At 30.6% G+C, this 23,841-nt stretch carries 20 protein-coding genes; 12 read left to right on the top strand and 8 right to left on the bottom strand.

What is annotated here, in order from left to right; genetic code table 11:
• The first annotated feature begins 357 nt into the window (after positions 1-357).
• The 4 genes from metK to WAO74_RS09415 all read left to right on the top strand — a co-directional run bounded on the left by metK (position 358) and on the right by WAO74_RS09415 (position 6,261).
• Positions 358-1,647, top strand: a complete 1,290-nt coding sequence (gene metK / locus WAO74_RS09430; RefSeq protein WP_422161532.1) for a methionine adenosyltransferase — start codon at positions 358-360, stop codon at positions 1,645-1,647.
• A gap of 140 nt (positions 1,648-1,787) precedes the next feature.
• Positions 1,788-4,289: a zinc-dependent metalloprotease gene (locus WAO74_RS09425; protein ID WP_422161530.1), complete on the top strand. Its 2,502-nt coding sequence runs from the start codon at positions 1,788-1,790 to the stop codon at positions 4,287-4,289.
• A 95-nt stretch (positions 4,290-4,384) separates the two neighbouring features.
• Entirely contained in the window at positions 4,385-5,263 is an 879-nt protein-coding gene (locus tag WAO74_RS09420) for a bile acid:sodium symporter family protein (RefSeq protein ID WP_422161528.1), read from the top strand.
• Between the two features lie 116 nt (positions 5,264-5,379).
• Entirely contained in the window at positions 5,380-6,261 is an 882-nt protein-coding gene (locus tag WAO74_RS09415) for a PIN domain-containing protein (RefSeq protein WP_422161526.1), read from the top strand.
• A 61-nt stretch (positions 6,262-6,322) separates the two neighbouring features.
• Here the strand turns inward: WAO74_RS09415 and WAO74_RS09410 are convergent, their stop codons facing one another.
• Positions 6,323-8,239, bottom strand: a complete 1,917-nt coding sequence (locus WAO74_RS09410; protein ID WP_422161524.1) for an ABC-F family ATP-binding cassette domain-containing protein — start codon at positions 8,237-8,239, stop codon at positions 6,323-6,325.
• Positions 8,240-8,292: 53 nt separating this feature from the next.
• On the opposite strand from WAO74_RS09410, the gene WAO74_RS09405 reads away from it, so the two are divergent.
• Entirely contained in the window at positions 8,293-8,679 is a 387-nt protein-coding gene (locus tag WAO74_RS09405) for a DUF983 domain-containing protein (protein WP_422161523.1), read from the top strand.
• Positions 8,680-8,697: 18 nt separating this feature from the next.
• Here the strand turns inward: WAO74_RS09405 and WAO74_RS09400 are convergent, their stop codons facing one another.
• The 7 genes from WAO74_RS09400 to topA form a co-directional block, all read right to left on the bottom strand.
• On the bottom strand, positions 8,698-9,738 hold the full coding sequence (locus WAO74_RS09400) for an NAD(P)/FAD-dependent oxidoreductase (protein ID WP_422161521.1): 1,041 nt from the start codon (positions 9,736-9,738) through the stop codon (positions 8,698-8,700).
• A 194-nt stretch (positions 9,739-9,932) separates the two neighbouring features.
• Entirely contained in the window at positions 9,933-10,787 is an 855-nt protein-coding gene (gldN, locus tag WAO74_RS09395) for a gliding motility protein GldN (RefSeq protein WP_422161520.1), read from the bottom strand.
• 13 nt (positions 10,788-10,800) lie between these two features.
• Positions 10,801-12,330, bottom strand: coding sequence for a gliding motility protein GldM (gene gldM / locus WAO74_RS09390; protein ID WP_422161518.1), 1,530 nt, complete (start codon positions 12,328-12,330; stop codon positions 10,801-10,803).
• Positions 12,331-12,371: 41 nt separating this feature from the next.
• Positions 12,372-13,007: a gliding motility protein GldL gene (gldL, locus tag WAO74_RS09385; protein ID WP_422161517.1), complete on the bottom strand. Its 636-nt coding sequence runs from the start codon at positions 13,005-13,007 to the stop codon at positions 12,372-12,374.
• A 34-nt stretch (positions 13,008-13,041) separates the two neighbouring features.
• On the bottom strand, positions 13,042-14,403 hold the full coding sequence (gene gldK, locus WAO74_RS09380; protein ID WP_422161515.1) for a gliding motility lipoprotein GldK: 1,362 nt from the start codon (positions 14,401-14,403) through the stop codon (positions 13,042-13,044).
• 102 nt (positions 14,404-14,505) lie between these two features.
• Positions 14,506-15,666 (bottom strand): formimidoylglutamase, encoded by a 1,161-nt coding sequence (locus WAO74_RS09375; RefSeq protein WP_422161514.1) that lies wholly within the window; start codon positions 15,664-15,666, stop codon positions 14,506-14,508.
• Between the two features lie 36 nt (positions 15,667-15,702).
• On the bottom strand, positions 15,703-18,186 hold the full coding sequence (gene topA / locus WAO74_RS09370) for a type I DNA topoisomerase (RefSeq protein ID WP_422161512.1): 2,484 nt from the start codon (positions 18,184-18,186) through the stop codon (positions 15,703-15,705).
• A 200-nt stretch (positions 18,187-18,386) separates the two neighbouring features.
• On the opposite strand from topA, the gene miaB reads away from it, so the two are divergent.
• The 7 genes from miaB (at position 18,387) to WAO74_RS09335 (ending at position 23,743) form a co-directional block, all read left to right on the top strand.
• Positions 18,387-19,841: a tRNA (N6-isopentenyl adenosine(37)-C2)-methylthiotransferase MiaB gene (miaB, locus tag WAO74_RS09365; RefSeq protein ID WP_422161510.1), complete on the top strand. Its 1,455-nt coding sequence runs from the start codon at positions 18,387-18,389 to the stop codon at positions 19,839-19,841.
• Positions 19,842-19,974: 133 nt separating this feature from the next.
• Complete coding sequence (locus tag WAO74_RS09360; protein ID WP_422161508.1) at positions 19,975-20,316, top strand: hypothetical protein; 342 nt, start codon at positions 19,975-19,977, stop codon at positions 20,314-20,316.
• Between the two features lie 3 nt (positions 20,317-20,319).
• On the top strand, positions 20,320-21,543 hold the full coding sequence (locus WAO74_RS09355) for a sigma-54 interaction domain-containing protein (RefSeq protein ID WP_422161506.1): 1,224 nt from the start codon (positions 20,320-20,322) through the stop codon (positions 21,541-21,543).
• 104 nt (positions 21,544-21,647) lie between these two features.
• Positions 21,648-22,154, top strand: a complete 507-nt coding sequence (locus tag WAO74_RS09350; protein WP_422161505.1) for an LptE family protein — start codon at positions 21,648-21,650, stop codon at positions 22,152-22,154.
• Between the two features lie 34 nt (positions 22,155-22,188).
• Positions 22,189-22,938 (top strand): hypothetical protein, encoded by a 750-nt coding sequence (locus tag WAO74_RS09345; protein WP_422161503.1) that lies wholly within the window; start codon positions 22,189-22,191, stop codon positions 22,936-22,938.
• Positions 22,938-23,270, top strand: a complete 333-nt coding sequence (gene secG / locus WAO74_RS09340; RefSeq protein WP_422161501.1) for a preprotein translocase subunit SecG — start codon at positions 22,938-22,940, stop codon at positions 23,268-23,270. Before WAO74_RS09345 ends, secG begins: the two co-directional genes overlap by 1 nt.
• Before the next feature lie 197 nt (positions 23,271-23,467).
• Complete coding sequence (locus WAO74_RS09335) at positions 23,468-23,743, top strand: co-chaperone GroES (RefSeq protein ID WP_422161500.1); 276 nt, start codon at positions 23,468-23,470, stop codon at positions 23,741-23,743.
• The last annotated feature ends 98 nt before the right edge of the window (positions 23,744-23,841 follow it).

The following is a 23,841-nucleotide window of genomic DNA, read 5'->3' as shown; positions in this document are numbered from 1 at the left end:
CCAAATAAAAATCATATTATTTTTTATTTAATATTGATTTCACATTTTAAGCAACCTAGTTTTCATCATTTACTAATTATATTGCTTTTTAGTCCAAAAAAATGATTTATTGATGATATCATCATAAATAATTATAACAAAAAAATGTTTGATTATAATTTTTAAATGTAACTTTGCATCAGAATTAAGAGGAAAAATTTGAACTGATTGCAACCTCTTTGTTGATTTGTTTAAGATACTGAAACAAGTTCAGCAGAACAAAAAGCTAAAGCAGTAATTATCTACTTCTTTTAGCAATTCAGCAATCAATTTTTATCCTTCAAATAATTCTTATTTTAAAAAATAAAAAAGAATTTTATGTCATATTTATTTACCTCAGAAAGCGTTTCTGAAGGACATCCAGATAAAGTTGCAGATCAAATTTCTGATGCTTTGATTGATAATTTTTTAGCTTTTGACAAAAACAGCAAAGTTGCTTGTGAAACTTTAGTAACAACTGGACAAGTTATTTTGGCTGGAGAAGTGAAATCTGAAACGTATTTAGACGTACAAAAAATTGCTAGAGACGTTATCAATAAAATTGGTTACACGAAAAGTGCGTATATGTTCGATGGAAATTCTTGTGGAGTTCTGTCTGCAATTCATGAACAATCACCAGATATAAACCAAGGAGTTGATAGAGCGAACCCAGAAGAACAAGGTGCAGGAGACCAAGGAATGATGTTTGGTTATGCAACTGATGAAACTGAGAATTATATGCCTTTAGCTTTAGAGTTATCTCACAGGCTATTAAAAGAATTGGCTGAATTAAGAAGAGAAAATAAAGAGATTCCTTACCTAAGACCAGATGCAAAAAGCCAAGTTACTATAGAATATTCTGATGATAATGTACCTCAAAGAATTGATGCCATTGTAATTTCTACACAACATGACGATTTTATAAAATCATCATCAGAAAAAATAAGCGATAAAAAAATTGCTGAAGATAAAATGTTAGAAAAAATTAATTCTGATATAAAATCAATTTTAATTCCTAGAGTTGTGGCAAAATTACCTGCACATATTCAAAAATTATTTACAGACAATATTACATATCATATTAACCCAACAGGTGTTTTTGTAATTGGTGGGCCTCATGGAGATACAGGTTTAACAGGACGAAAAATTATTGTAGATACCTATGGTGGAAAAGGTGCTCATGGTGGAGGAGCTTTTTCTGGAAAAGATCCAAGTAAAGTAGATAGATCTGGAGCTTATGCAACCAGACATATTGCTAAAAATTTGGTAGCTGCTGGTTTGTGTAAAGAAGTTTTAGTACAAGTTTCTTACGCTATTGGGGTTGCAAAACCAACCAGCATAAATGTAGATACTTATGGTACATCAACAGTTCATTTAACGGATGGAGAAATTAGTAAAATAGTAGAAAGTATTTTTGATATGCGTCCTTATTTTATCGAAAAACGCCTAAAATTAAGAACACCTATTTATTCAGAAACTGCTGCTTATGGTCACATGGGTAGAACCCCAGAGGTTAAAACAGTAACATTTACAAATCCTATGGGCGAAACTGTTTCTGAAGAAGTAGAAACTTTTACTTGGGAAAAATTAGATTATGTAGATAAAGTTAAAGCTGCATTTCATTTATAAATTCAACAATTTTTTAATATTTAAAAACCTTCAAATTTATTGAAGGTTTTTTTATGTTAACTAAATTCCCTTTAACATAACTTTATGAAAAACACATGTATTGTTTGCGTAATTTCGGCGGAATTCAAATCAAATTTATAATGACAAAAAAAATACTAGCACAACTTACATTGGTTGCTTTTGTTTTTGCCTTTTCTTTAGATGTTAGTTCACAAAGAAAAGAGAAAAAAAACAAAAAAAATGTCAAAAAAACGGAGGCAGTTAAACCTGCTGCACCTGCTGCAAAAAAAGGAGGAATTCAACCTTATGGTAAAGTAGTTACCAAAGAATTTAAAACAGACAAAGGTTTGTTTCATGTGCATCAAAATGATGATTCTTATTTATTCGAAATTCCAGATTCTCTTTTAAAAAGAGAAATGTTAATGGTTACTAGAATTGCTAAAACTGCAAGTGGAATTGGTTTTGGTGGAGGAAAAACAAACGAACAAGTTTTACGTTGGGAAAAAAAGAACAACAATATTTTATTAAGAATCGTTTCTTATGATGTTGTTGCAGATTCTATTTTACCCGTTCATGAAGCTGTTGTAAACTCTAATTTAGAACCAATCCTTTACTCTTTTCCAATAAAAGCATATGGCAAAGACTCGACTTCTACTGTAATTGATGCCTCAACTTTTTTTAATGATGATGTTAAACCTTTGGGGTTTCCTGATAGAAGAAGAAAAGGATATCAAATTACAAGAATGGATAAAGACCGTTCTTACATAGAGAGAATAAGTAGTTATCCAGAAAATATAGAAATTAGAAACGTAAAAACGTATTTTGCAAATAATCCGCCTTCCAATGCAAGTGCAGGTTCTATTACTGTAGAAATGAGTAATTCTATGATTTTGTTACCAAAAGTACCAATGCAAAGACGTTATTTTGATGAAAGAGTTGGATGGTTTACATCAAGACAAACAGATTATGGTTTAGAGGTTCAAAAAACAAAAACTGTTACCTATTTAGATAGATGGAGATTAGAAGTAAAAGATGAAGACATCGAAAAATTTAAAAGAGGTGAATTAGTAGTGCCAAAAAAACAAATTGTATATTATGTTGATAGAGCAACTCCAAAAGAATGGGTTCCTTTCATCAAACAAGGTATTAACGATTGGCAAGTTGCATTTGAAGCAGCTGGTTTTAAAGAGGCTATTATTGCAAAAGATCCACCAACGAAAGAAGAGGATCCAGATTGGAGCCCTGAAGATGTGCGTTATTCTGTGGTGCGTTATTTAGCATCACCAATTCCAAATGCAAACGGCCCTCATGTGAGTGATCCACGTTCTGGAGAAATTTTAGAATCGGATATTAACTGGTATCACAATGTAATGACTTTGTTACACAATTGGTATTTTATTCAAACAGCAGCTATTAATGATGATGCAAGAAGTAACAGTTTTAAAACAGATGTTATGGGGCGTTTGGTTCAGTTTGTATCTTCTCACGAAGTTGGTCATACCTTAGGATTACCACATAATATGGGAAGTTCTGTGGCTTATCCTGTAGATTCTTTACGTTCTGCAAGTTTTACTCAAAAGTTTGGAACTGCACCTTCTATTATGGATTATGCACGTTTTAATTATGTTGCACAGCCAGAAGATAAAGGAGTTGCTTTAATGCCAAATATTGGTATTTATGATAAATATGCAATTTCTTGGGGATACAGACCTATTTTAGATAAAGATTCTAAAACAGAAAAAGAAACTTTAGATTCTTGGATTTTAGCACATGCAGGAGACCCAATGTATAGATTTGGTCATCAACAAGCTGGAGGTGTTGTAGATCCAAGTTCGCAAACAGAAGATTTGGGTGATGATGCCATGAAAGCATCTATGTATGGTATTAAAAACTTGAAAAGAATTTTACCCAATTTAGAAAAATGGACATCAGAAAAAGGTGAAACTTACGAAGAGCTTTCTACAATGTACGATCAGTTATTGGGTCAATTTAACAGATATATGGGACATGTTTCTGCAAATGTTGGTGGTGTTTATGAATACTACAAAACAACAGATCAAGCAGGAGCAGTTTATACACATGTAGATAAAGCAGTTCAGAAAGAAGCTTTACAATTTGTGATTGATAATTTATTCGAAACTCCAACTTGGATGTTAGACGAAAATATTTTTAGCAAAATTGAGTTTTCTGGAGCTATTGAAAGAGTTCGTGGTTTACAAGCAAGAACTCTAAATAATATTTTAGATGCTGGTAGAATGGCTAGAATGATAGAAAACGAAACTTTAAATGGAACTAAAGCCTATACTTTGGTTGATATGATGAGCGATTTACGCAAAGGTGTTTGGACAGAAATTTATAATGGTCAGTCTATAGACACTTACAGAAGAAACTTACAAAGAGCGCATTTAGACAGATTAAACTATTTGTTAAATGAGGCAAAAGATCAGAGAGATGCTAACAGTGGTTACTTTAAGCAAACAGGAATTACCATCAATCAATCTGATGTGAAATCTGTGGCAAGAGGAGAATTGAAAAGAATTCAACGTGATGCAAAAGCAGCTTCTTACAAAGGAAACACTATAACACGTTACCATTTACAAGATGTTGTTGATAGAATTGATATGATTTTAGATCCTAAATAGATTTAAAAATTAATTAAAAAACAAAAAACCTTATCTTTATTGATAAGGTTTTTGTGTTTTCAGAACAAAGAACCTGATGAACTAAATGATACTATATGGATACAGCAGAATTAATAAGTAAAGTATTTTTACCATTATCATTGGCAATTATAATGTTAGGAATGGGAATGACTTTAATTCCTGATGATTTTAAACGGATTTTCAAATATCCAAAAGCCATTTTTATTGGATTGACAAATCAACTAATTTTATTGCCTATTGTTGGTTTTTTATTGGCTATTGTATTTAATTTAGACCCAATAATGGCTGTTGGTTTAATTATACTTGCTGCTTGTCCTGGAGGACCAACAAGTAATTTAATCACCCAAGTTTGTAAAGGAAATATTGCACTATCTGTCACATTAACTGCTATTGCTAGTTTTATAAGCATTTTATTGATTCCTTTTATATTATCTTATGCATTGGCCTATTTTGGTACAAATACAACTACAGAAATTAAACTCCCAATTTTAGATACTATTTTACAAATTATGGTCATTACAGTTATTCCAATATCTATTGGAATGCTAATTCGAAAGTTTAAAACAAGTTTTGCCATGAGAATGGAAAAACCAATGAGAATGGCATCTACAGTTATTTTTATATTGGTATTTGCAGCAGTTTTAGCTGCTAATAAAGACATGCTAATAGATGGTATGAAAAAAGCTGGTTTGGTTACCCTACTTTTAAATCTAATTACAATGAGCTTAGGATATTTTACAGCAAAACTATTTAAATTAGACTTAAAAAGTAGAATTTCTATTACCATTGAAAGTGGTATTCAAAATGGAACTTTAGCCTTTGTTATTGCTGCTTCAATTTTAAACAATGTAGAAATGGGCATCCCAATTGGTGCTTATGCCATTTGGATGTTTATTACTGGAGGAATTTTAATGTGGTATTTTGGGAGGAAAAAAGAAATTAAAAAAAATTAAATTGTTTAAATTTACAAAGCAACAGTAATTTAAAAATTATAATAACCTATTTAATTTATGGGATATGAGTAATAAAAGTTATTTTATAATGAGTTGGGCATAATTTTAAAAACAATATGGCGAAAAAGAAAATTGAAAAATTAGATGCTTTAATATTCATTGACACAAATATATTACTAGATTTTTATAGAATTCGAAGAACAGATGTTTCTTTAAAGTATTTAGAATTAATAGAAAAACATAAGGATCAACTTATTGTTACTAGTCAAGTAGAAATGGAATATAAAAAGAATCGCCAATCTGCAATTCTTGAATCAATTACTGAAGTTAAGAAAATCAATAATGTCAATTTAAGTGTTCCAGCAATTCTTTCAGATTCCAAAGCTGTTGAAATGATCAAAAAGCAAAAAAAAGAAATTGATATCCAACAAAAAAAATTGAAAGAAAAGATTGATAAAATATTAACCAATCCGAATCAAAATGATGAAGTTTTTAAAAAGCTTCAAAAAGTGTTTAAACATAAATGTGATTTTAATTTAAACAGAGAAAACAAACAAAGATTCACAATTAGGAGGCTGGCTCTTAAAAGATTTATGTTAGGATATCCACCTAGAAAAAACAGTGACAATTCTATTGGAGACGCAGTGAATTGGGAATGGATAATTAAATGTGCTGAAACTTCTAAAAAACATATTATAATAGTGACTCGAGATACTGATTTTGGTGCTATTCACGAAAACGAATCATACCTTAATGATTGGCTAAAACAAGAATTTAAACAACGAATTAGTCAACAAAGAAAATTAGTGTTAACAGATAAATTATCAAGAGCTTTTCAATATTTAGAAATACCTGTTACTAAAGAAATGATAGAAGAAGAAGAAAAAGTAATAAAGCTTTCATCTGAACTCTACAGAAAAAAACTAATAGAACAACTATTGAAAAAATTTAAAGAAACTGAAAAAGATAATAATGATGAAGATGACACAGATAAATAAAATCTATGCACAACATCCATAAATAACAAATAAAAAACTATAAATTTAATAGTTTCTTATTTTAAGTAAAACTACCAACTTCAGCTTCAATCTTTTCCCATTCTTCCATTAAAGAATCTACTTTTGCTTTTTTAGCTTTGTATTTTTGAAAAAAGTTAGGTCTGGCTGAAACTTCATCATAGTTTTTTGCCAATTCTAAATCTATTTTTTCGATTTCTTTTTCTAAATCTGAAATTTCAGTTTCTATATTCGATAATTTATTTTTTAATTTTCTAAGGTCTTTTTCTTCTTCTTTAGATAAAACATCATCATTTTTAACAACTGCTTTTTCAACTTTTACAACGGTTCTTTTCTCAGCTTCACGTAAACTTTCCATTTTATGCTCTTCTAAGAAATAATCAATATCTCCTAAATATTCTTTAATCACTTTGTCTTTAAAGCCATACACAGTTGAAGTTAATCCTTGTAAAAATTCACGATCGTGAGAAACCACAATTAAAGTTCCATTAAAGTTCTTCAACGCTTCTTTTAAAACAGTTTTAGAGGCAATATCTAAGTGGTTTGTTGGCTCATCCATGATTAAAACATTGAATGGTTGCAGTAATAATTTACATAAAGCCAATCTGTTTCTTTCTCCTCCAGAAAGTACTTTTGCTTTTTTATCTACAGCATCACCTCCAAAAAGAAACGAACCCAACATGTCTCTAACACGCATTCTGTTGCCATCTGTGGCAGCATCTTCCATAATTTCTAACACCGTTTTTTCTGGTGGTAAATATTCTGATTGATTCTGCGCAAAATATCCAACTTGTACATTATGCCCTAATTTTAAATGACCTTTAAACGGAATTTCACCAACCATCATTTTTGCTAAAGTAGATTTCCCTTGTCCATTTTGACCAACAAAAGCAATTTTGCTATTTCTTTCAATTAATAAATCAACTCCTTCTAAAACGTGTTTGTCTCCATAGCTTTTAGACAAATTTTCTGCTTCTACAATAATTTTACCTGGCTCTTTAGAGATTGCAAAACGCACATTCATGGCTGCATTATCATCTTGATCTACTTCAATTCTCTCAACTTTATCTAATTGTTTCATTAAAGATTGAGCCATAGAAGCTTTACTCGCTTTTGCCTTAAACTTGTCTATTAATAGTTGCTTGGCTTTTATTTCTTTCTCTTGATTTTTTTGAGCTTGTAATTGTTTTTCCTTGATTTCTCCTCTTAACAATAAGAATTCAGAATATGGTTTTTTGTAATCGTAAATTTGTCCTAAAGAAATTTCAATAGTTCTATTGGTTACATTATCTAAAAACATTTTATCATGCGAAACCAAAACTATTGCGCCTGCATAGGTTTTTAAAAAGTTCTCTAACCAAATAATAGATTCGATATCTAAGTGGTTGGTTGGCTCATCTAATAATAAAATATCATTATTCTGTAAAAGCAGTTTTGCCAATTCTATACGCATTCTCCAACCTCCAGAAAAAGTATCTGTCAATTTATCAAAATCTTCTCTTTGAAAACCTAAACCTTGCAGAATTTTCTCTGTATCTCCTTGATAATTATAACCTCCTAAAAGTTCGTAACGCTCTTGTTTGTCTGTTAAATTCTGAATCAATTCTGTGTAAGAATCACTTTCGTAATCAGTTCTGGTAGTTAACTGAATATTAATTTCCTCTAACTCTAACTCAATTTCTTTAATTTCTTCGAAAGCTTGGTAAGCTTCTTCTAAAATAGTTCGTCCTTCCACAAAATCGATATCTTGTCTAAGAAAACCAATTCGAACATCTTTATCAAAAGCCATAGTACCTCCACTGGTTTCTATATCTTTAGAAAGCACTTTTAAAAGCGTAGATTTTCCTGCACCATTTTTTCCAATCAATCCTATTCTATCGCCTTTATTCAATTTAAAAGTGATGCCTGAAAACAAGTCTGTTCCCATAAAGGAAACTGTTAAATTATGTACGTTTAACATTAATTTTTGAGTAATTTTGTAGAGTGCAAAACTAATTAAAAAAATAGTTTCTGATGTTTAAAAAAGGTACAAAAATCTATAGTATTGTTAATGGCAAATGCCCAAAATGCCAAAAGGGAGATTTTTTTAAATATGGCTTCACTTTTAATCCATCAAAAATTACTAAAATTCACGATAATTGTTCGAATTGTAATTTAAAATACATGCTAGAACCTTCGTTTTTTTATGGTGCCATGTATGTAAATTATGGAATTACTGTTGGTATTTCTATTGTAGTTTTTATAATTGCAAAATTGGGTTTTGAACTAAGTTTATTGCAATCTTTTTTAAGTATAATTATTGCTCTCTTTGTTTTAGCACCTGTTAATTTGCGATTGTCTAGAATTCTTTGGATAAATATGTTTGTGAGTTATGAGGATGAAGTGGGAAGATTGAAGTAGGGAGTTTGAAGTGGTAAGTTATTCAAATCTTTTGATGTTTATTTCTGGGTCTAAGTCTGTATTATTTTCTAAGTGATTAAACAATTGTTTCGCAACTGTTGGAGCAATCATAACTCCTCTTGTTCCTAACCCGTTTAAAATAGCTAAATTTGGATATGCAGGTTGCACACCTACTAAAGGTCTTCGATCTCTCACAGTTGGTCTAATTCCTGCAGTTTGATCCAGTATTTTATAAGGAACAGAAATTACTTTTTTTAATTTTTCTATTAGCTCGTTTTTCGCTTCTTCAGTAATGTTCGAAGTTTTATCATCCCAATTAAAAGTGGCACCCACTTTATATAAATCATTTCCTAGAGGAAAAACGAATAAAGATGATTTCAGTTGAAAATTTATTTTTAATTCTGGAGTGTGAATAATAATTAGTTCGCCTTTTACTTCATTTAAGGGCAGGTAATTAAAAAATAAATTTTTAGTCATTCCAAAACCTTCGCAAAAAACAATTTTGCCAACGGAAATATCTTTGTATTCTAGGTTGTCTTTTCTAAACTTTATTAGCTCATGTTCGAACTTTTCGAATCTAATTATAGATTCGCTTTCTAAATAATCTCTGTAAGTATTTATAAGTTTTTTGGTATTTATCCAACCTGTTTCTTTTACATTTCCATATCCAAAATCTCCAAGAATAGCATCTCGTTTTTGATGGTCTATTTTAGCATCTAAATAGGTGTTTAATTCTGGCTTATCTAAAGCTTCAAACCAATTATTCTGTTCTTCTATAGATTTAAAAACCTTTTTTGTAGCAAACTTTTCATCGAACTTTGTATTGAATTTTTCTTCTAATTTTTGATAAAAAGGCATTGCTATTTCCAATTGCTCTTTGGCATTCCAAGCTAATGTAAATCTTTTTAAAATTACAGGATTGTAAACACCTCCTGCAACCAAAGAAGAGGTTTGAGAAACATCTTCAAAAACCATAAACGTTTTTTTTGCAGCAACTAATTCTTCTGCAAAAGCCAAACCAGCTAAACCTAAACCAACTATAATATAATCTACTTTCACAGTGTAAAAGTACTTAAGTTTTGTATTAAATAAATAGTTTTCTGAAAAATTGTAAACATGTCTAGCCCTGATTGTAGCAATTGTTTGAGCTCTTTTTGAGGAACGAAAAAAAGCGAGTGCGAAAAGCAGGAAATAGCTCCAAATAAAAAAACGCTTGCTTTCGCAAACGTTTTAAATATATTTTTTGGTAAAAATTAGTAGTTCCACATATCGATTTCTCTGTCTCGAATGTCTTCTTTTATTTTATCCGCTTCTAGAAGTTGAAATAAAGAATTACCTCTAACATAATCTTCTATGGCTCTATTGCCATAAATATTTTCTTCTCTAACAATTACAGAACTAAATCTTCTTGCATTTAATAAATGATCGTAAGAAATTGGATGAGAAGCATTCATTGGATTGAATACTTTAGACTCATGCAAAACTTCTCTTGCAGATGGGAAGAAAATCCAGAATAATTCGTACAACTTCTCGTCTTCAATATCTTCTAAACCTAAAGTTTGCACATCTTTACCCATTGGAGCGATTGCTAATAACCTGTATTTCATTTCTCCTTGGCGCTTGTCAAAATACCACATTCCTTTTAGCATGTAACCACCCACGTCTTCTGTTTGTATTCTGTAAGTATCACTATATCCATTTACTTCACGCACATTTACCAAACGAGATTCTATTTCATCACTTGTAATTTTTGATGTAAAAAAAGAATCTGAATATGCTTCTGTAATTTTGCCTTGTTTGATACCTTTTAGTAAAGTATCGAATAAAGATCTTCTATCTGAAGAAATATTTGTAGTGTCTATTGGAAAATAATAAGGTAAATTTATTTTCTGATTTAAATCTACAAACTCCCAAACTACTTTAGACCACATCACATCTCTATCATCTACATAGCCATAAGGAATTGGGCCATCGTTATCTGCTTCAATTTGTTTTTCATTTTTCTTTCCTATTTCATCAACAGATTTTGCATTTAAAATATTAATTTGTGCATTGGAAATACCTGCAACTAGAAAAATGTAAAATAATACTAAACTTTTTTTAAACATAATGTTTGTTGTTTTAGTTTGTTAACTCTATACTAACAGGTAAAACTTGTTTCAAATCGTAGCCATTTGCTGTAGCCTTAATATCATAAATATTTATAATATCACCTCTATTTGCTTTTTCTAAAACTTTCTTAGCTGCTGCACTTAAAGTAGAGCCATTAACAATAATAGTTAATTCTCCTGGAACTTTAATTTTAAAACTTACTACGTTAATATTTAACTCGAATTCAAAATCTGGAATACCTGCTGTTATAGGTGAATTTCCTAAACTAGATTTCGGCATTCTAACTGTTCCAAATTGGCCTCTAACCATACCTGTTGCTGCAGGTATATCTTTAATTCTAAATGTTGCTTTAGAATTCACGGTTTTACCACTACTTAATGTTGCACTTACGTTAATTGTTGCAACGTCTCCACCTGCAGGTCTTAAACTGTATTTACTTCCACTACCTGATAAGGCACCTCCAGAAGCTGAAACTTTTAAATTATTATCTCCAACACCTGGTAAAGAAACAGAAATTGGATTGTCTAGACCTCTGTACACCACATTCATTTTATCTGCAGAAACAACAGCAGAACTAGGTTCAGCAATTACAGAATATTTACTTTCAAAATTTACAGGAATTTCTTCACCATTTTCTGTAAAAAATATAGTACCTTTTATGTTTTTTTCTCCAACATTACCAGCTGCCATATCAATTATAACTTGACCATTTTTTACTGCATTTGTTGCATCAGCTCCATTTAAAATTACTTTATCTGGCACTAATGAAGCATCATATCTTCCTAATACAACTTCTCCTGTAACTCTTTCACCTGCGAAATAAGCAGTTTTATTTAATCTAACTATACCTGTGTAATTATTTAAAGATAATGCTTCTTCTAATTTACCACCTAACAATGCAGAAACAATATCAGATTCTGTATTTTTAATGTCAGCTTGCATTTGAGTAAGATTAGTTAAAGAGGCTACCAAAGGAAAACCTTCATATCTATATTTTAACCAAGGAATTTCTTTTCCATCACTATCAATTTCTACTTCTGTATTAAATCTTTCATTTAAAACCGTTTCGAATTTATTATTTTCACCTAATGTGTTACTAACATTTGTTCTGTAACCATTAACTTTATCGATAAATTCTTGACCTTCTGCAGTATAAGCATCCCCTTTAAAGAAATAAGTATCTAGAAAATCTGTTTTATCCATAGATTCATAGTCTGTTTTATCTTCTATATCTGTAGTCATTTTAGTCTTTAATTCTCCTAAATAAGAATAAAAATCTGCAGAATATTTCTTTATTTCGTTTGCTTGTGCGTTTAGTTTTCCAAATTTCTCTTTTTGTTCACTAGCTTTTGTAGCCAAATTCGCATACGCTTCGTTGTTTTTTTCTGTCGTAGAAACATTATTTTTATCGAGCTTCTCGTTCATAAAACCAAATGCAGACAATACCTCTTTACTCATGTTCATTGCCAACATTGCAATAAATACAAGATACATCAGGTTAATCATTTTCTGCCTTGGTGACATTTTTCCTCCTGCCATTTTTTAATTAGTTTTTTAGATTTATATATTTATTATACTAATTATTTGCTAGACATTGCAGATAACATTCCTCCATAAACTCCATTTAATGAAGATAAATTTTTGGCTAAAGACTCCATTTGCTCTTTTAATCTTTCAGTATTTTCTACAACCGCTGAATTTATTTCAGCTTGTTTTGTAGAGTTTTCAACTTGTACTTTATACAAGCTGTTTAAAGTTTCCATTTGAACAGCTGCCATAGAAACTTGCTCATTGTATTTATTTGTTGATGAAATAGATTCTGATGCTGCAGATAAGCCTTCTGCTGCCCCTTGAAAGTTTTTCATGCTATTTCCTAAACTTTCCATCAAAGAAGAATCAATTTTTGCTTCCTGTAATAAAACGTCTAATTTTTGAGCTAATAAACCTTCTGCTCCTATTTTATCTTCAGATGAAAAACCATCTTGACCCAATTCTGGATATACTTTTGTCCAATCTAAATCATCATCTGGAGCGTCGAATGCAGATATTGCAAATACGATTGCCTCTACTACTAAACCTATTGTTAACATTACTCCTCCAGTTAAAGGACCAATAGAATAGTGTTGAATTTTAAATAATGCTCCAATAATTACAACTGCTGCTCCCATTCCGTAAACGAAATTCATTCCTCTTTTATAAGATCTAGATTGTGCCATTTTTTAATTTAATTTTTTTTGTTTAGTTTATTTTTTACTTGTTCGTTGTTCCTATATAATTTTGAACGGTTCTAAAACCAATGTAACTTCTTGCAGTATCTGCATATTCGTAATCTCTAGAAGCAACTTCTAAATAATATGCAACATCTTTCCAAGAACCACCTCTAATTATTTTTCTTTTATTTTTTCTATCTTCAACATTCGGATTCATAGTAGAAGCCATGTAATAAGAAGATAAATTATATGCTGTATTTGTCCACTCAGAAACATTACCAGCCATATTGTACAAACCATAATCGTTTGCATTATAGGATTCTGCTTCAACAGTATATAAAGAGCCATCTACAGCATAATTACCTCTTACTGGTTTAAAGTTTGCTAGAAAACAACCTCGATCACTTGTTGTGCTACCTGTTCCCCAAGGATAAGTTGCAAATTCTAAACCTCCTCTTGCTGCATATTCCCATTCTGCTTCTGTTGGTAGCCTAAAATCTGGAACTTGAGTAGCTCCTTTTTTCCCTCTTAAAAAATCATTTTTCTTTTTAGTTCTCCAGTTGCAAAATGCATTTGCTTGTCCCCAAGTTACACCTACTACAGGATAATCTCCATAAGATTGATGATAAAAATAATCTTGGTGCATTGGGTCGTTATAAGAATAATTAAAATCTTTTACCCAAACTGTTGTATCTGGATATATGTTTAACACTTCTGTTTGAACAAAATCTTTTCTGTCTCCACCTTTTCTAGCAGCATTATCTCTATCAAACCAAGAGTATTTGTATTTTAAATACTTTGTGTTAAAAGTTCTAATTCCATCTACTGCATCTTCCTTGCTTATGTATAGAGAATCCATTACCTCAACATAATCTGCATCTGGAAAATCTTCTTTTTTCCAAACAATTTCTTCATCCCAATTTAAAGGCTGAATAGTATCAAAACTGTAGTAATTATCATACATATATTTTTGATAAGCACTCGCATTTGCAGTATCTGATGCTTTAAAAGCATAACTTTGAATACCTGAAGTACGACCTCTTCCTTGAGGATCTGGAGTTGCTCCCAAAGCTGCAAACTCTGCTTGGTAGGCTAATTTTGTTCTAACTACAGAATCTCTTACCCAAAATACAAATTCTTTGTACTCGTTATTGGTAACTTCAGTTTCATCCATAAAATAAGGACGAACTGTAACTGTTTTTGTAGGAGTGTTAAGCGTACCTAATATATCTTGATCTTGTTTACCCATGGTAAAAGAACCTCCAGGAATCAATGCCATTCCATAAGGTTTTTCTGAAAACCATTTTTTCTTAGATTTTACTCCAACCAATTCTCCTCTGTCATTAGAACCACAGCTGTAAAAAACGGTTATTAAAAGTGCAAATATTGCTGCTTTCTTCATATTTTATTTTGTCTTTACTAAAAGTCCGTAAACCTATTATTTTTTTTGCTAAAATACAATCTTGAGAGTGTTTTTAACGTAGTTAATTTACTATTTATTTAATTACATCATTTTTTTCATGGCTTTATACCATCTTTCTGGTATTATTTGCTTTGTTGCGTCTGTGTAATCTTTATATGTACATGGTATTAACGCATGTCTTTTGTATTTATTATCTGATAAAATATTTATCTCCATCCACCATCTTCCTGTTTTATTACTTTTATAAAATATTATTGGATCGTCCTCTAATAAAAGCACTGTGAATTTTTGATAATTTTCTTTTCCAGAAAAAGGGTAATCTTTTACTCTAGAATTCACACCTTCAATAAAATACCAAATCATTTGGGCTATTAAACTTGCTGTTTGAAAATTATTGTCGAGCTTCGAATTGTATTCGTAAATACCAAAAGAAGACACTTTATCACTTAAACCTGCATATCTAGAAATGGCACAAATTTCTTCGCCATAAAAGCCATTTGGAGAAGCATTATTATTGGCAGGAGCTTCACTTTGTCTTACAGCACCAATATCTATAGATACAATATCTGCATTTCTAAATGCGGGTTCTATATTTTCTAATTCTTTTGCAACTCCTAATCTGTATGCATCAAAAAATAAATCGTCTAACAGCTCTATTTCTTCTTGTGAATTAAAGTAAGTTTGATAACCAACATTGCAATAATTGAATAAATTACTAGGAGTTTGCATAAATATTTTCGTTAAATAGGATTGTGATGTTAACTCATCATCAGCATTTCCCAAATCAAATCTACTATCTACAGTGGTTATATTTAAGGTTTGCTCTCTTTTATCGTAAGCTCTGTAATTTACGTAAGTAATATCTTGACCTCCACCAATAATTATTGGAATAATGTCTCTATCTAACAATTCTGTAATAATTTCTGCAACTGCAAAATAGGTGTCAGTCACAGACTCGCCTTTTAAAACATTGCCTAGATCTGCAATTTCTACATTCCAATCACCTGGAAATAATTCATAAAACTTTCTTCGAATAAAATGAAGATTCTCTCCACAACCAAAATTATTTTCAGAATTTCTATCTTCTTGTACCCCAAATATGGCAATTTTAACATCTTCTAAATCTGGAAAACTTTGTTGAAAATTATGAATCCGTATATTTTTTCCCAAACATTTTGGGGAATGCAGTACCAAATGAGCCAAAGCTGCATCATTTACTGGGACTAAAAAATCGTGATTCATCAATTTTTTTATTGGGTACGCAAGATAATAAAATCTTTATTTCTTTTTAGCTGTTTTTCTTTTTGTTACTTTCTTTTTTGGAGTTTTTGCTTCTATCATTGCAACTGCTTCTTCTTTCGATAATTTTTCGATCTCAGTTGTTTTGGGCAACTCTATTTTAATTTTTCCTTTTAAAACATTAAATCGACCCCATCTTGCTTTTTCTACACGAATTCCAACGTCTTCCCAATTATGAATAACTTTATCTATTTCTTTTTGTTTTTTTGTTTCAATCAATTCAATAATATCGTCTTCAGATAAATTATCAAAATCGTATTTTCTACTTACGTTGATAAACATTGAATTCCATTTAATGAAAGGTCCAAAACGTCCAACACCTTTTTGTACAGGTAATTTTTCATAATGTGCAATAGGCGCATCTGCTTCTTGCTTTAAAATAATTAATTCTTTGGCCCTTGGCAAATCTACTTCCATTGGGTTTTCTCCATTATCTAAAGAAACAAACATAGAACCGAATTTTACATAAGGTCCAAAACGACCATTAGAAACAATAACTTCTTCACCTTCGTACGTACCTAAAGTTTTTGGAAGCAAAAATAATTCTAGAGCTTCTTCCATGGTTATTGTACCTAAATTCTGGTCTGTATTTAAGCTTGCAAATTCTTTTTCTTCATCTTCTGGAGCCCCAATTTGTGCAATAGGTCCAAATTTTCCAAGTCTTACTAAAACTGTTTTGCCAGAAACTGGGTGTTTTCCTAAAATACGTTCTCCACTTTCTCTATCTGCATTTTCTTTTACATCTTCTACATTGTCATGAAATTTGGTGTAAAAACCTTTAATCATTTCTATCCAATCTTCATTACCTTCAGAAATATCATCAAAAGAGTTTTCTACTTTTGCTGTAAAACCAAAATCTAAAATATTAGAGAAATTAGCCACCAAGAAATCATTTACAATATTACCTATGTCTGTAGGTATTAATTTGTTTTTATCAGAGCCAGTTTTCTCAGTCAAAGTTTGACTTTTTACATTTCCATTTGATAAAATTAATTGTTGATATTCTCTCTCTAAACCTTCATTTTGTCCTTTTTCTACATAACCTCTTCTTTGAACTGTAGAAATTGTTGGTGCGTAAGTTGATGGGCGTCCAATACCTAGCTCTTCTAATTGTTTTACTAAAGATGCTTCCGTAAATCTGTAAGGAGGACTTGTAAAGCGCTGGGTTGCATTTATAAAAGTGTATGCTAAACTTTCGTTTACTTTTAAATTCGGTAACATTCCTGCTTGTTCTTCTTCATCATCATCTATTCCCTCTAAATATACTTTTAAAAATCCTTCGAATTTTATCATTTCTCCATTCGCAGTAAAGATTTTTGAATTCTCAGAATTTTCTATTTTGATGTTTGTGCGTTCTAACTCTGCATCACTCATTTGCGAAGCCAAGGTTCTTTTCCAAATTAAATCATATAATCTATCTTGGTCGTATTCAACATTTACAGAATGCATTTTCATGTTTGTTGGTCTAATCGCTTCATGGGCTTCTTGCGCTCCTTTTGCTTTCGACTTAAAAACACGTTGTTTGCTAAACTCTTTTCCATAAAAAGCTGTAATTTCTTCTTCAGCCTCATTTCTTGCATCTACAGATAAATTTACACTATCTGTTCTCATATAAGTTATTAAACCTTCTTCGTATAAACGCTGTGCAACTTGCATTGTTTTGCCAACAGGAAAACCTAATTTTCTAGAGGCTTCTTGTTGTAAAGTTGATGTTGTAAAAGGTGCAGCTGGCGATTTTTTTGCTGGTTTTTTGGTTAAATCTGCAATTGAAAAATCTGCTTTTGCACACGATTTTAAAAAACTTTCAGCCTCTTTTTTAGAATCGAAATTCTTAGGAATCGTTGCTTTAAAAGTTTTGCCTTCGTTATTAGAAAATTCTGCAACTACCTTATAATGTGTCTCTGCAGTAAATTCTTGAATACTTCTTTCTCTTTCTACAATTAATCTTACTGCTACAGATTGCACTCTACCTGCAGATAAACCTCCTTTTACTTTACGCCATAAAACTGGCGATAATTCATAACCAACAAGCCTGTCTAAAACTCTACGTGCCTGTTGTGCATTTACCATATTATAGTCTATATCTCTAGGATTTTCGACTGCTTTTAAAATGGCTTTTTTAGTAATTTCATGAAAAACAATACGTTTTGTATTCGAATCTTTTAATTCTAATTGCTCTTTTAAATGCCATGCAATTGCTTCTCCTTCTCTATCCTCATCACTTGCTAACCAAACAGTTTCTGCTTTTTTTGCTAAAGATTTTAATTTTTTAACAATTGCTTTCTTATCATCGGAAACTATATAATTTGGACTAAAATCTCCTTCTACATCTATCCCTAATTCTTTGCTTGGTAAATCTGCAATATGCCCATAACTCGATTCTACTTGATAATCTTTACCAAGAAATTTCTCTATCGTTTTTGCTTTTGCAGGTGACTCTACTATTACTAAATTTTTCGCCATTTATATTTTTTTGCTCCAAAAACGCAACGTTAATTGCTGGTTTCTGGATTGCAAAAGTATGTAGTTTTTTGTTAAAAAAAATAATTTCGAGAATTTTCAGTAAATAATTAACAAAAATACAAGATTATTTTTCTGCCAATTTGTCATATAAATATAAAATTGGTTATATCTTTGCCCACCTCTAAATGATAAATTTACAGATGGAATCAATAGAAAAAATTATCGACGAAAAAATACAAGGAAAAGCGCTTGTAACCGAAAATAGAAAAGAAAACACTAAGAAATTATTCATAGAAAGCTATGGCTGTCAAATGAATATGAATGACAGTGAAATTGTTGCTGCAATTTTAGATAAAGAGGGCTACAACACTACAAATATTTTAGAAGAGGCAGATTTAGTATTGGTAAATACTTGTTCAATTCGCGAAAAAGCAGAAACATCTGTTCGTAAAAGATTACAGAAATACAATGCTGTAAAACAAATAAACAAAAACATGAAAGTGGGTGTTTTAGGCTGCATGGCTGAACGCTTAAAAGAGAAGTTTTTAGAAGAAGAAAAAATTGTTGACTTAGTTGTTGGGCCTGATGCTTATAAAGATCTACCAAATTTGTTAGAAGAAGTTTATGAAGGTAGAGATGCTGTAAATGTTATTCTGTCAAAAGATGAAACTTATGGCGACATTTCTCCTGTAAGATTAAATTCTAATGGAGTTACAGCTTTTGTTTCTATTACAAGAGGTTGTGATAATATGTGTACTTTTTGTGTAGTTCCTTTTACTCGTGGACGAGAAAGAAGTCGTGATCCAAAAAGTATTTTAGAAGAAATTCAATCTATGGTTGATAAAAACTATAAAGAAATTACACTTCTTGGACAAAATGTAGATAGTTTTTTATGGTATGGAGGAGGTTTAAAGAAAGACTTTAAAAAAGCTTCTGAAATGCAACAAGCAACTGCTGTAGGTTTTGCAGAATTGTTAGATATGTGTGCAACCAAATTCCCAAAAACACGTTTTCGTTTTTCAACATCCAATCCTCAAGACATGAGTTTAGATGTGATTCATGTAATGGCAAAACATAAAAACATTTGTAAATACTTGCATTTACCTGTTCAAAGTGGAAGTAATGCCATGTTAAAAGCCATGAACAGACAACATACGCGAGAAGAATACATGGAATTGGTGGATAACATTTTTAAAATTATTCCAGAAATGTCTTTAAGTCAAGATATGATTGTTGGTTTTTGTGGCGAAACTGAACAAGATCATAAAGACACTTTAGAATTAATGCGATATGTAAAATACGATTTCGGTTTTATGTTCGCTTATTCTGAAAGACCAGGAACTTTAGCAGGCAATAAAATGGAAGATAATGTACCTGAAGAAGTTAAAAAAAGAAGATTACAAGAAGTAATAGATTTACAACAAGAACACGCTTTATATAGAACACAACAACATTTAGGAAAAACGGAAGAGTTTTTAATTGAAGGCACTTCCAAGAAAAACCCAAATGAATGGAAAGGTAGAAATACACAAAATACTGTAGCTGTTTTTGAAAAAGGCGATTATAAATTAGGCGATTTTGTAATGGTAAAAATAGAGGATTGTACCTCAGCAACCTTAAAAGGAACTGTTGTTGGGTATTCTGATAATAATTAGAAGCTATTTCCTGCTTTACGCTATATCTTTTTTTAAGAAAAATAAAAAAAGGATGTCGCTTCAATCAGGGCTAAACATATTTGCAAAAACAGTGCTTTATAAAAGCTAATTGTTCATCTATTATTAATTTAAAATGACTGTATTTAACTTCCATAACAAAACTTTCTATGTACTAGAAAATTCAAAAAGCGGAAAAGTAAATTCTGAAACAGTTTTTAAATATCAACAAAAAGGAAATTTAGTAACTGCAGATTATGCTGGAGGAACTATTAAATACGGAAAAATAATTGCAACGCTTGATGATGATATTTTGAATATGATATATCAATGTGTAACAACAGAAAACGAATTAAAAGCAGGAAAAGCAATTGCCAAAGTAAGTTTAACAAAAGAAAATAAAATTCTTTTAAAACTGGATTGGCAATGGTTAAATGGAAAAAAAGAAAAAGGTGTTTCTGAATATATAGAGAAATAAAAAATGGAAAACATACAAGCATTAAAACAACGTTTTGGAATTATTGGTAACGATATTCATCTTAATAGAGCTTTAGAAAAAGCTGTAAGAGTTGCACCCACAGATATTTCTGTGTTGGTAACTGGAGAAAGTGGTGTGGGTAAAGAAAATATTCCAAAAATAATTCATCAATTATCGCACAGAAAACATGCAAAATATATCGCTGTAAACTGTGGTGCAATTCCAGAAGGAACTATAGATAGTGAGCTTTTTGGTCACGAAAAAGGCTCTTTTACAGGAGCAACTCAAGACAGAAAAGGGTATTTCGAAGTTGCAGATGGTGGTACCATTTTTTTAGATGAAGTTGGTGAACTACCATTAACCACTCAAGTTCGTTTGTTACGTGTTTTAGAAAATGGCGAATTTATAAAAGTAGGATCCTCTAAAGTACTTAAAACCAATGTTCGAATTGTGGCAGCCACCAATGTAAACATGCAAGATGCTATCAACAAAGAACGCTTTCGAGAAGATTTATACTACAGATTAAGTACCGTAGAAATTCATTTGCCACCTTTAAGAAATCGAAAAGATGATATTCATTTATTGTTTCGAAAATTTGCTGCAGATTTTGCCCAAAAATATAGAATGCCTTCTATTCGTTTAGACGATAATGCCATTCAAATGCTATTAAATTATCGCTTTCCAGGAAACATTCGTCAACTTAAAAATTTAGCAGAACAAATTTCTGTAATCGAAGAAGAAAGAACAATCAATGCCCTAAAGTTACAGCAATATTTACCAAACAACAAAGGCAATTTACCAGCTGTAATTGGTGGTAGAAAGGAAAACGATTTTTCTACAGAACGTGACATTATGTATAAGATTTTATTTGATATGCGTAATGACATTAATGATTTAAAGAAACTAACTTTAGATTTGATGAAAAGTGGAAATATAGAGGAAGTGCAAGAGGAAAATCATCATTTATTGGAAAAAATTTACGGTGATAAAGAGTTAAGAGAACACGATATTGAAGTGCTAAATATTCCTCAAAAATCATCAACTAACAAAGATTATGATTTTATTGAGACTATCGAAGAAGACGAATCTTTATCTTTACAAGAAAAAGAAATTGAAATGATTAAAAGGTCTTTAGAAAAAAATAATAATAAGCGTAAATTAGCCGCGAAAGAATTGGGCATTTCTGAAAGAACATTATACAGAAAAATTAAACAATATGATTTATAAAAATGTTTATTTGGGTAATCTTTTAGTTGTTTAAAATTGAAAACAGATTGTCAGTTCGAGTAATTTCGATTTTTATCGAAATTCTATCGATAACACTTAAAAATATGAAAAAATTACTTTTTCCCTTATTGTTTTTTATCAGTTCAGTTCTGATAATTTCTTGTGGAGCCTATTCTTTTACAGGTGGAAATACGGGTGAAGCAAAAACAATTCAAATCGACTTTTTTCCAAATAATGCGCCTTTAGTAGAACCAGCCTTAACACAACGTTTTACAAACGATTTGCAAGATTTATTTACACGTCAAACAAATTTAACACTCACAAATTCTAATGGTGATCTGCATTTTAATGGAGAAATAACAGACTTTAGAGTAACACCTTTAAGTGGAACAGCAGATCAAACTGCGGCTCAAAACAGATTAACTGTAACTGTAAATGTTCGTTTTACAAATAAATTAGTTGAAAAAGATGATTTTGAAAAAAACTTCTCTTTTTATTCTGATTTTACTGCAAATGCTCAATTAACAGGCAGCGTTTTAGAAAATGCATTAGATGAAATAATAGAGAGAATTACCCAAGATATTTTTAATGCTTCTGTTGCAAAGTGGTAAAAAATAGTTTGAAGTTTGAAGAAAAAATAAAAATTTGGAATTAATTAATTATATAGAAATATTAAAAAACAAAGAAGCACTTGATCAAGTGGAAACTACTCAATTAAAATCTATTGTTGATGAGTTTCCATATTTTCAATCAGCTAGAGCATTATATTTAAAATCGTTAAAAAATAACGATAGTTTCAAATACAATAAAGAACTTAAAATTACTGCTGCATATACAAATGATAGAGCAGTTTTATTCGATTTTATTACAGAAATAAGCAACCAAAATAAGGAAAAAACCAAAACAGAAATAGCAGAAATAATTCCTAAACTAGAAAAAGAAAAAGTAATAGTTGTTCATAAAAATGAAACTGTAATAGCAGATGATGTTCAAAAAGCTGAGCAAGGCTTAGAAAAAGGCAAACCAATTATTTTCTCAAAAACAGAAAATTATTCTTTTAATGAGTGGCTTCAATTATCTTCAAAAAAACCGATTACAAGAAAAGAAATATCGCCTAAAATAATCTCTGAAAAAGAAGAAATTATAGAGAAATTCATTCAAAATAACCCAAAGATAGAACCACTTTCAAAAGACAAAAACATTGTGATTTCTATTTCTAAAAATCAACAAGATTCCTCTTTAATGACAGAAACTTTAGCTAAAGTTTATTTAGAGCAAAATAAGTTTGAAAATGCTATTCAAGCTTATCGAATTTTAAGTTTGAAATATCCAGAAAAAAGTGGTTTCTTTGCAGACCAAATTAAAAGAATACAAATTTTACAAAAACATAAATAATGAGTTATACAGCATTTTTAATCTTAATTTTGATTATAGCCATCGCTTTAATCTTAATTGTTATGGTACAAAATCCTAAAGGTGGAGGCTTATCTTCTTCTTTTGGAGGTGGAGGAGCACAATCTTTAGGTGGTGTGCAAAACACAAACAACTTTTTAGACAGAACAACTTGGACTCTAGCAATAGCTATGTTTGCATTAATTTTATTATCAAATATTGCAATTCCAAGAGCAGGTTCAAATGATGTAAATTTAAATAATACTTTAGATGGTATAGAAGCTACAACTCCTGCAGAAAATACAGTACCAGCTACAAACGATACTATTAACTAATTTTTAGTCATAAAAATTTAAAAATGCCAACGTAAATGACACGTTGGCATTTTTTTATGCTCAAAATTTATCATAAAAATCAATCTCCGAAAATATGTCAGTTTAAATTAATTGGCATAATTTCTGCCTATTTACTGCAAGTAAACATTAATTTAATTAACCTGCCTGTTTAAGTACAGGTCAAAATTTATAAAACAATGGGATTAAACATTAAACCGTTAGCAGACAGAGTTCTTGTAGAACCTGCTCCAGCAGAAACAAAAACAGCTTCTGGATTAATTATACCAGATAATGCAAAAGAAAAACCTCAAAAAGGTACTGTAGTTGCAGTTGGTAATGGAAAAAAAGACGAGCCTTTAACAGTTAAAGTTGGTGATACAGTTTTATATGGAAAATATGGTGGAACTGATTTAAAATTGGAAGGTACAGATTACTTAATGATGCGTGAATCTGATATTTTAGCAATCATCTAGCCCATCCTAACCTTCCCAAAAGGAAGAAAAACTGACCGAAAAAAAATAAAAACAAATATTTGTTCCGAGTGAAAAACTTTAAACTTTAAACTTGGAAC

Origin of the sequence: Polaribacter sp. (assembly GCF_049276715.1) — a bacterium.
Lineage (GTDB): Bacteria > Bacteroidota > Bacteroidia > Flavobacteriales > Flavobacteriaceae > Polaribacter.
The sequence above is the reverse complement of the archived record's forward strand: the minus strand, read 5'-3'. Positions and strand labels throughout refer to the sequence as shown.

What these genes read in the sequence shown, in the direction of transcription:
- metK (WP_422161532.1), top strand. Translation starts at nt 358, where the DNA reads ATGTCATATTTATTTACCTCAGAAAGCGTTTCTGAAGGACATCCAGAT.
- WAO74_RS09425 (WP_422161530.1), top strand. Translation starts at nt 1,788, where the DNA reads ATGACAAAAAAAATACTAGCACAACTTACATTGGTTGCTTTTGTTTTT.
- WAO74_RS09420 (WP_422161528.1), top strand. Translation starts at nt 4,385, where the DNA reads ATGGATACAGCAGAATTAATAAGTAAAGTATTTTTACCATTATCATTG.
- WAO74_RS09415 (WP_422161526.1), top strand. Translation starts at nt 5,380, where the DNA reads ATGGCGAAAAAGAAAATTGAAAAATTAGATGCTTTAATATTCATTGAC.
- WAO74_RS09410 (WP_422161524.1), bottom strand. Translation starts at nt 8,239, where the DNA reads ATGTTAAACGTACATAATTTAACAGTTTCCTTTATGGGAACAGACTTG.
- WAO74_RS09405 (WP_422161523.1), top strand. Translation starts at nt 8,293, where the DNA reads ATGTTTAAAAAAGGTACAAAAATCTATAGTATTGTTAATGGCAAATGC.
- gldN (WP_422161520.1), bottom strand. Translation starts at nt 10,787, where the DNA reads ATGTTTAAAAAAAGTTTAGTATTATTTTACATTTTTCTAGTTGCAGGT.
- gldM (WP_422161518.1), bottom strand. Translation starts at nt 12,330, where the DNA reads ATGGCAGGAGGAAAAATGTCACCAAGGCAGAAAATGATTAACCTGATG.
- gldL (WP_422161517.1), bottom strand. Translation starts at nt 13,007, where the DNA reads ATGGCACAATCTAGATCTTATAAAAGAGGAATGAATTTCGTTTACGGA.
- gldK (WP_422161515.1), bottom strand. Translation starts at nt 14,403, where the DNA reads ATGAAGAAAGCAGCAATATTTGCACTTTTAATAACCGTTTTTTACAGC.
- WAO74_RS09375 (WP_422161514.1), bottom strand. Translation starts at nt 15,666, where the DNA reads ATGAATCACGATTTTTTAGTCCCAGTAAATGATGCAGCTTTGGCTCAT.
- topA (WP_422161512.1), bottom strand. Translation starts at nt 18,186, where the DNA reads ATGGCGAAAAATTTAGTAATAGTAGAGTCACCTGCAAAAGCAAAAACG.
- miaB (WP_422161510.1), top strand. Translation starts at nt 18,387, where the DNA reads ATGGAATCAATAGAAAAAATTATCGACGAAAAAATACAAGGAAAAGCG.
- WAO74_RS09360 (WP_422161508.1), top strand. Translation starts at nt 19,975, where the DNA reads ATGACTGTATTTAACTTCCATAACAAAACTTTCTATGTACTAGAAAAT.
- WAO74_RS09355 (WP_422161506.1), top strand. Translation starts at nt 20,320, where the DNA reads ATGGAAAACATACAAGCATTAAAACAACGTTTTGGAATTATTGGTAAC.
- WAO74_RS09350 (WP_422161505.1), top strand. Translation starts at nt 21,648, where the DNA reads ATGAAAAAATTACTTTTTCCCTTATTGTTTTTTATCAGTTCAGTTCTG.
- secG (WP_422161501.1), top strand. Translation starts at nt 22,938, where the DNA reads ATGAGTTATACAGCATTTTTAATCTTAATTTTGATTATAGCCATCGCT.
- WAO74_RS09335 (WP_422161500.1), top strand. Translation starts at nt 23,468, where the DNA reads ATGGGATTAAACATTAAACCGTTAGCAGACAGAGTTCTTGTAGAACCT.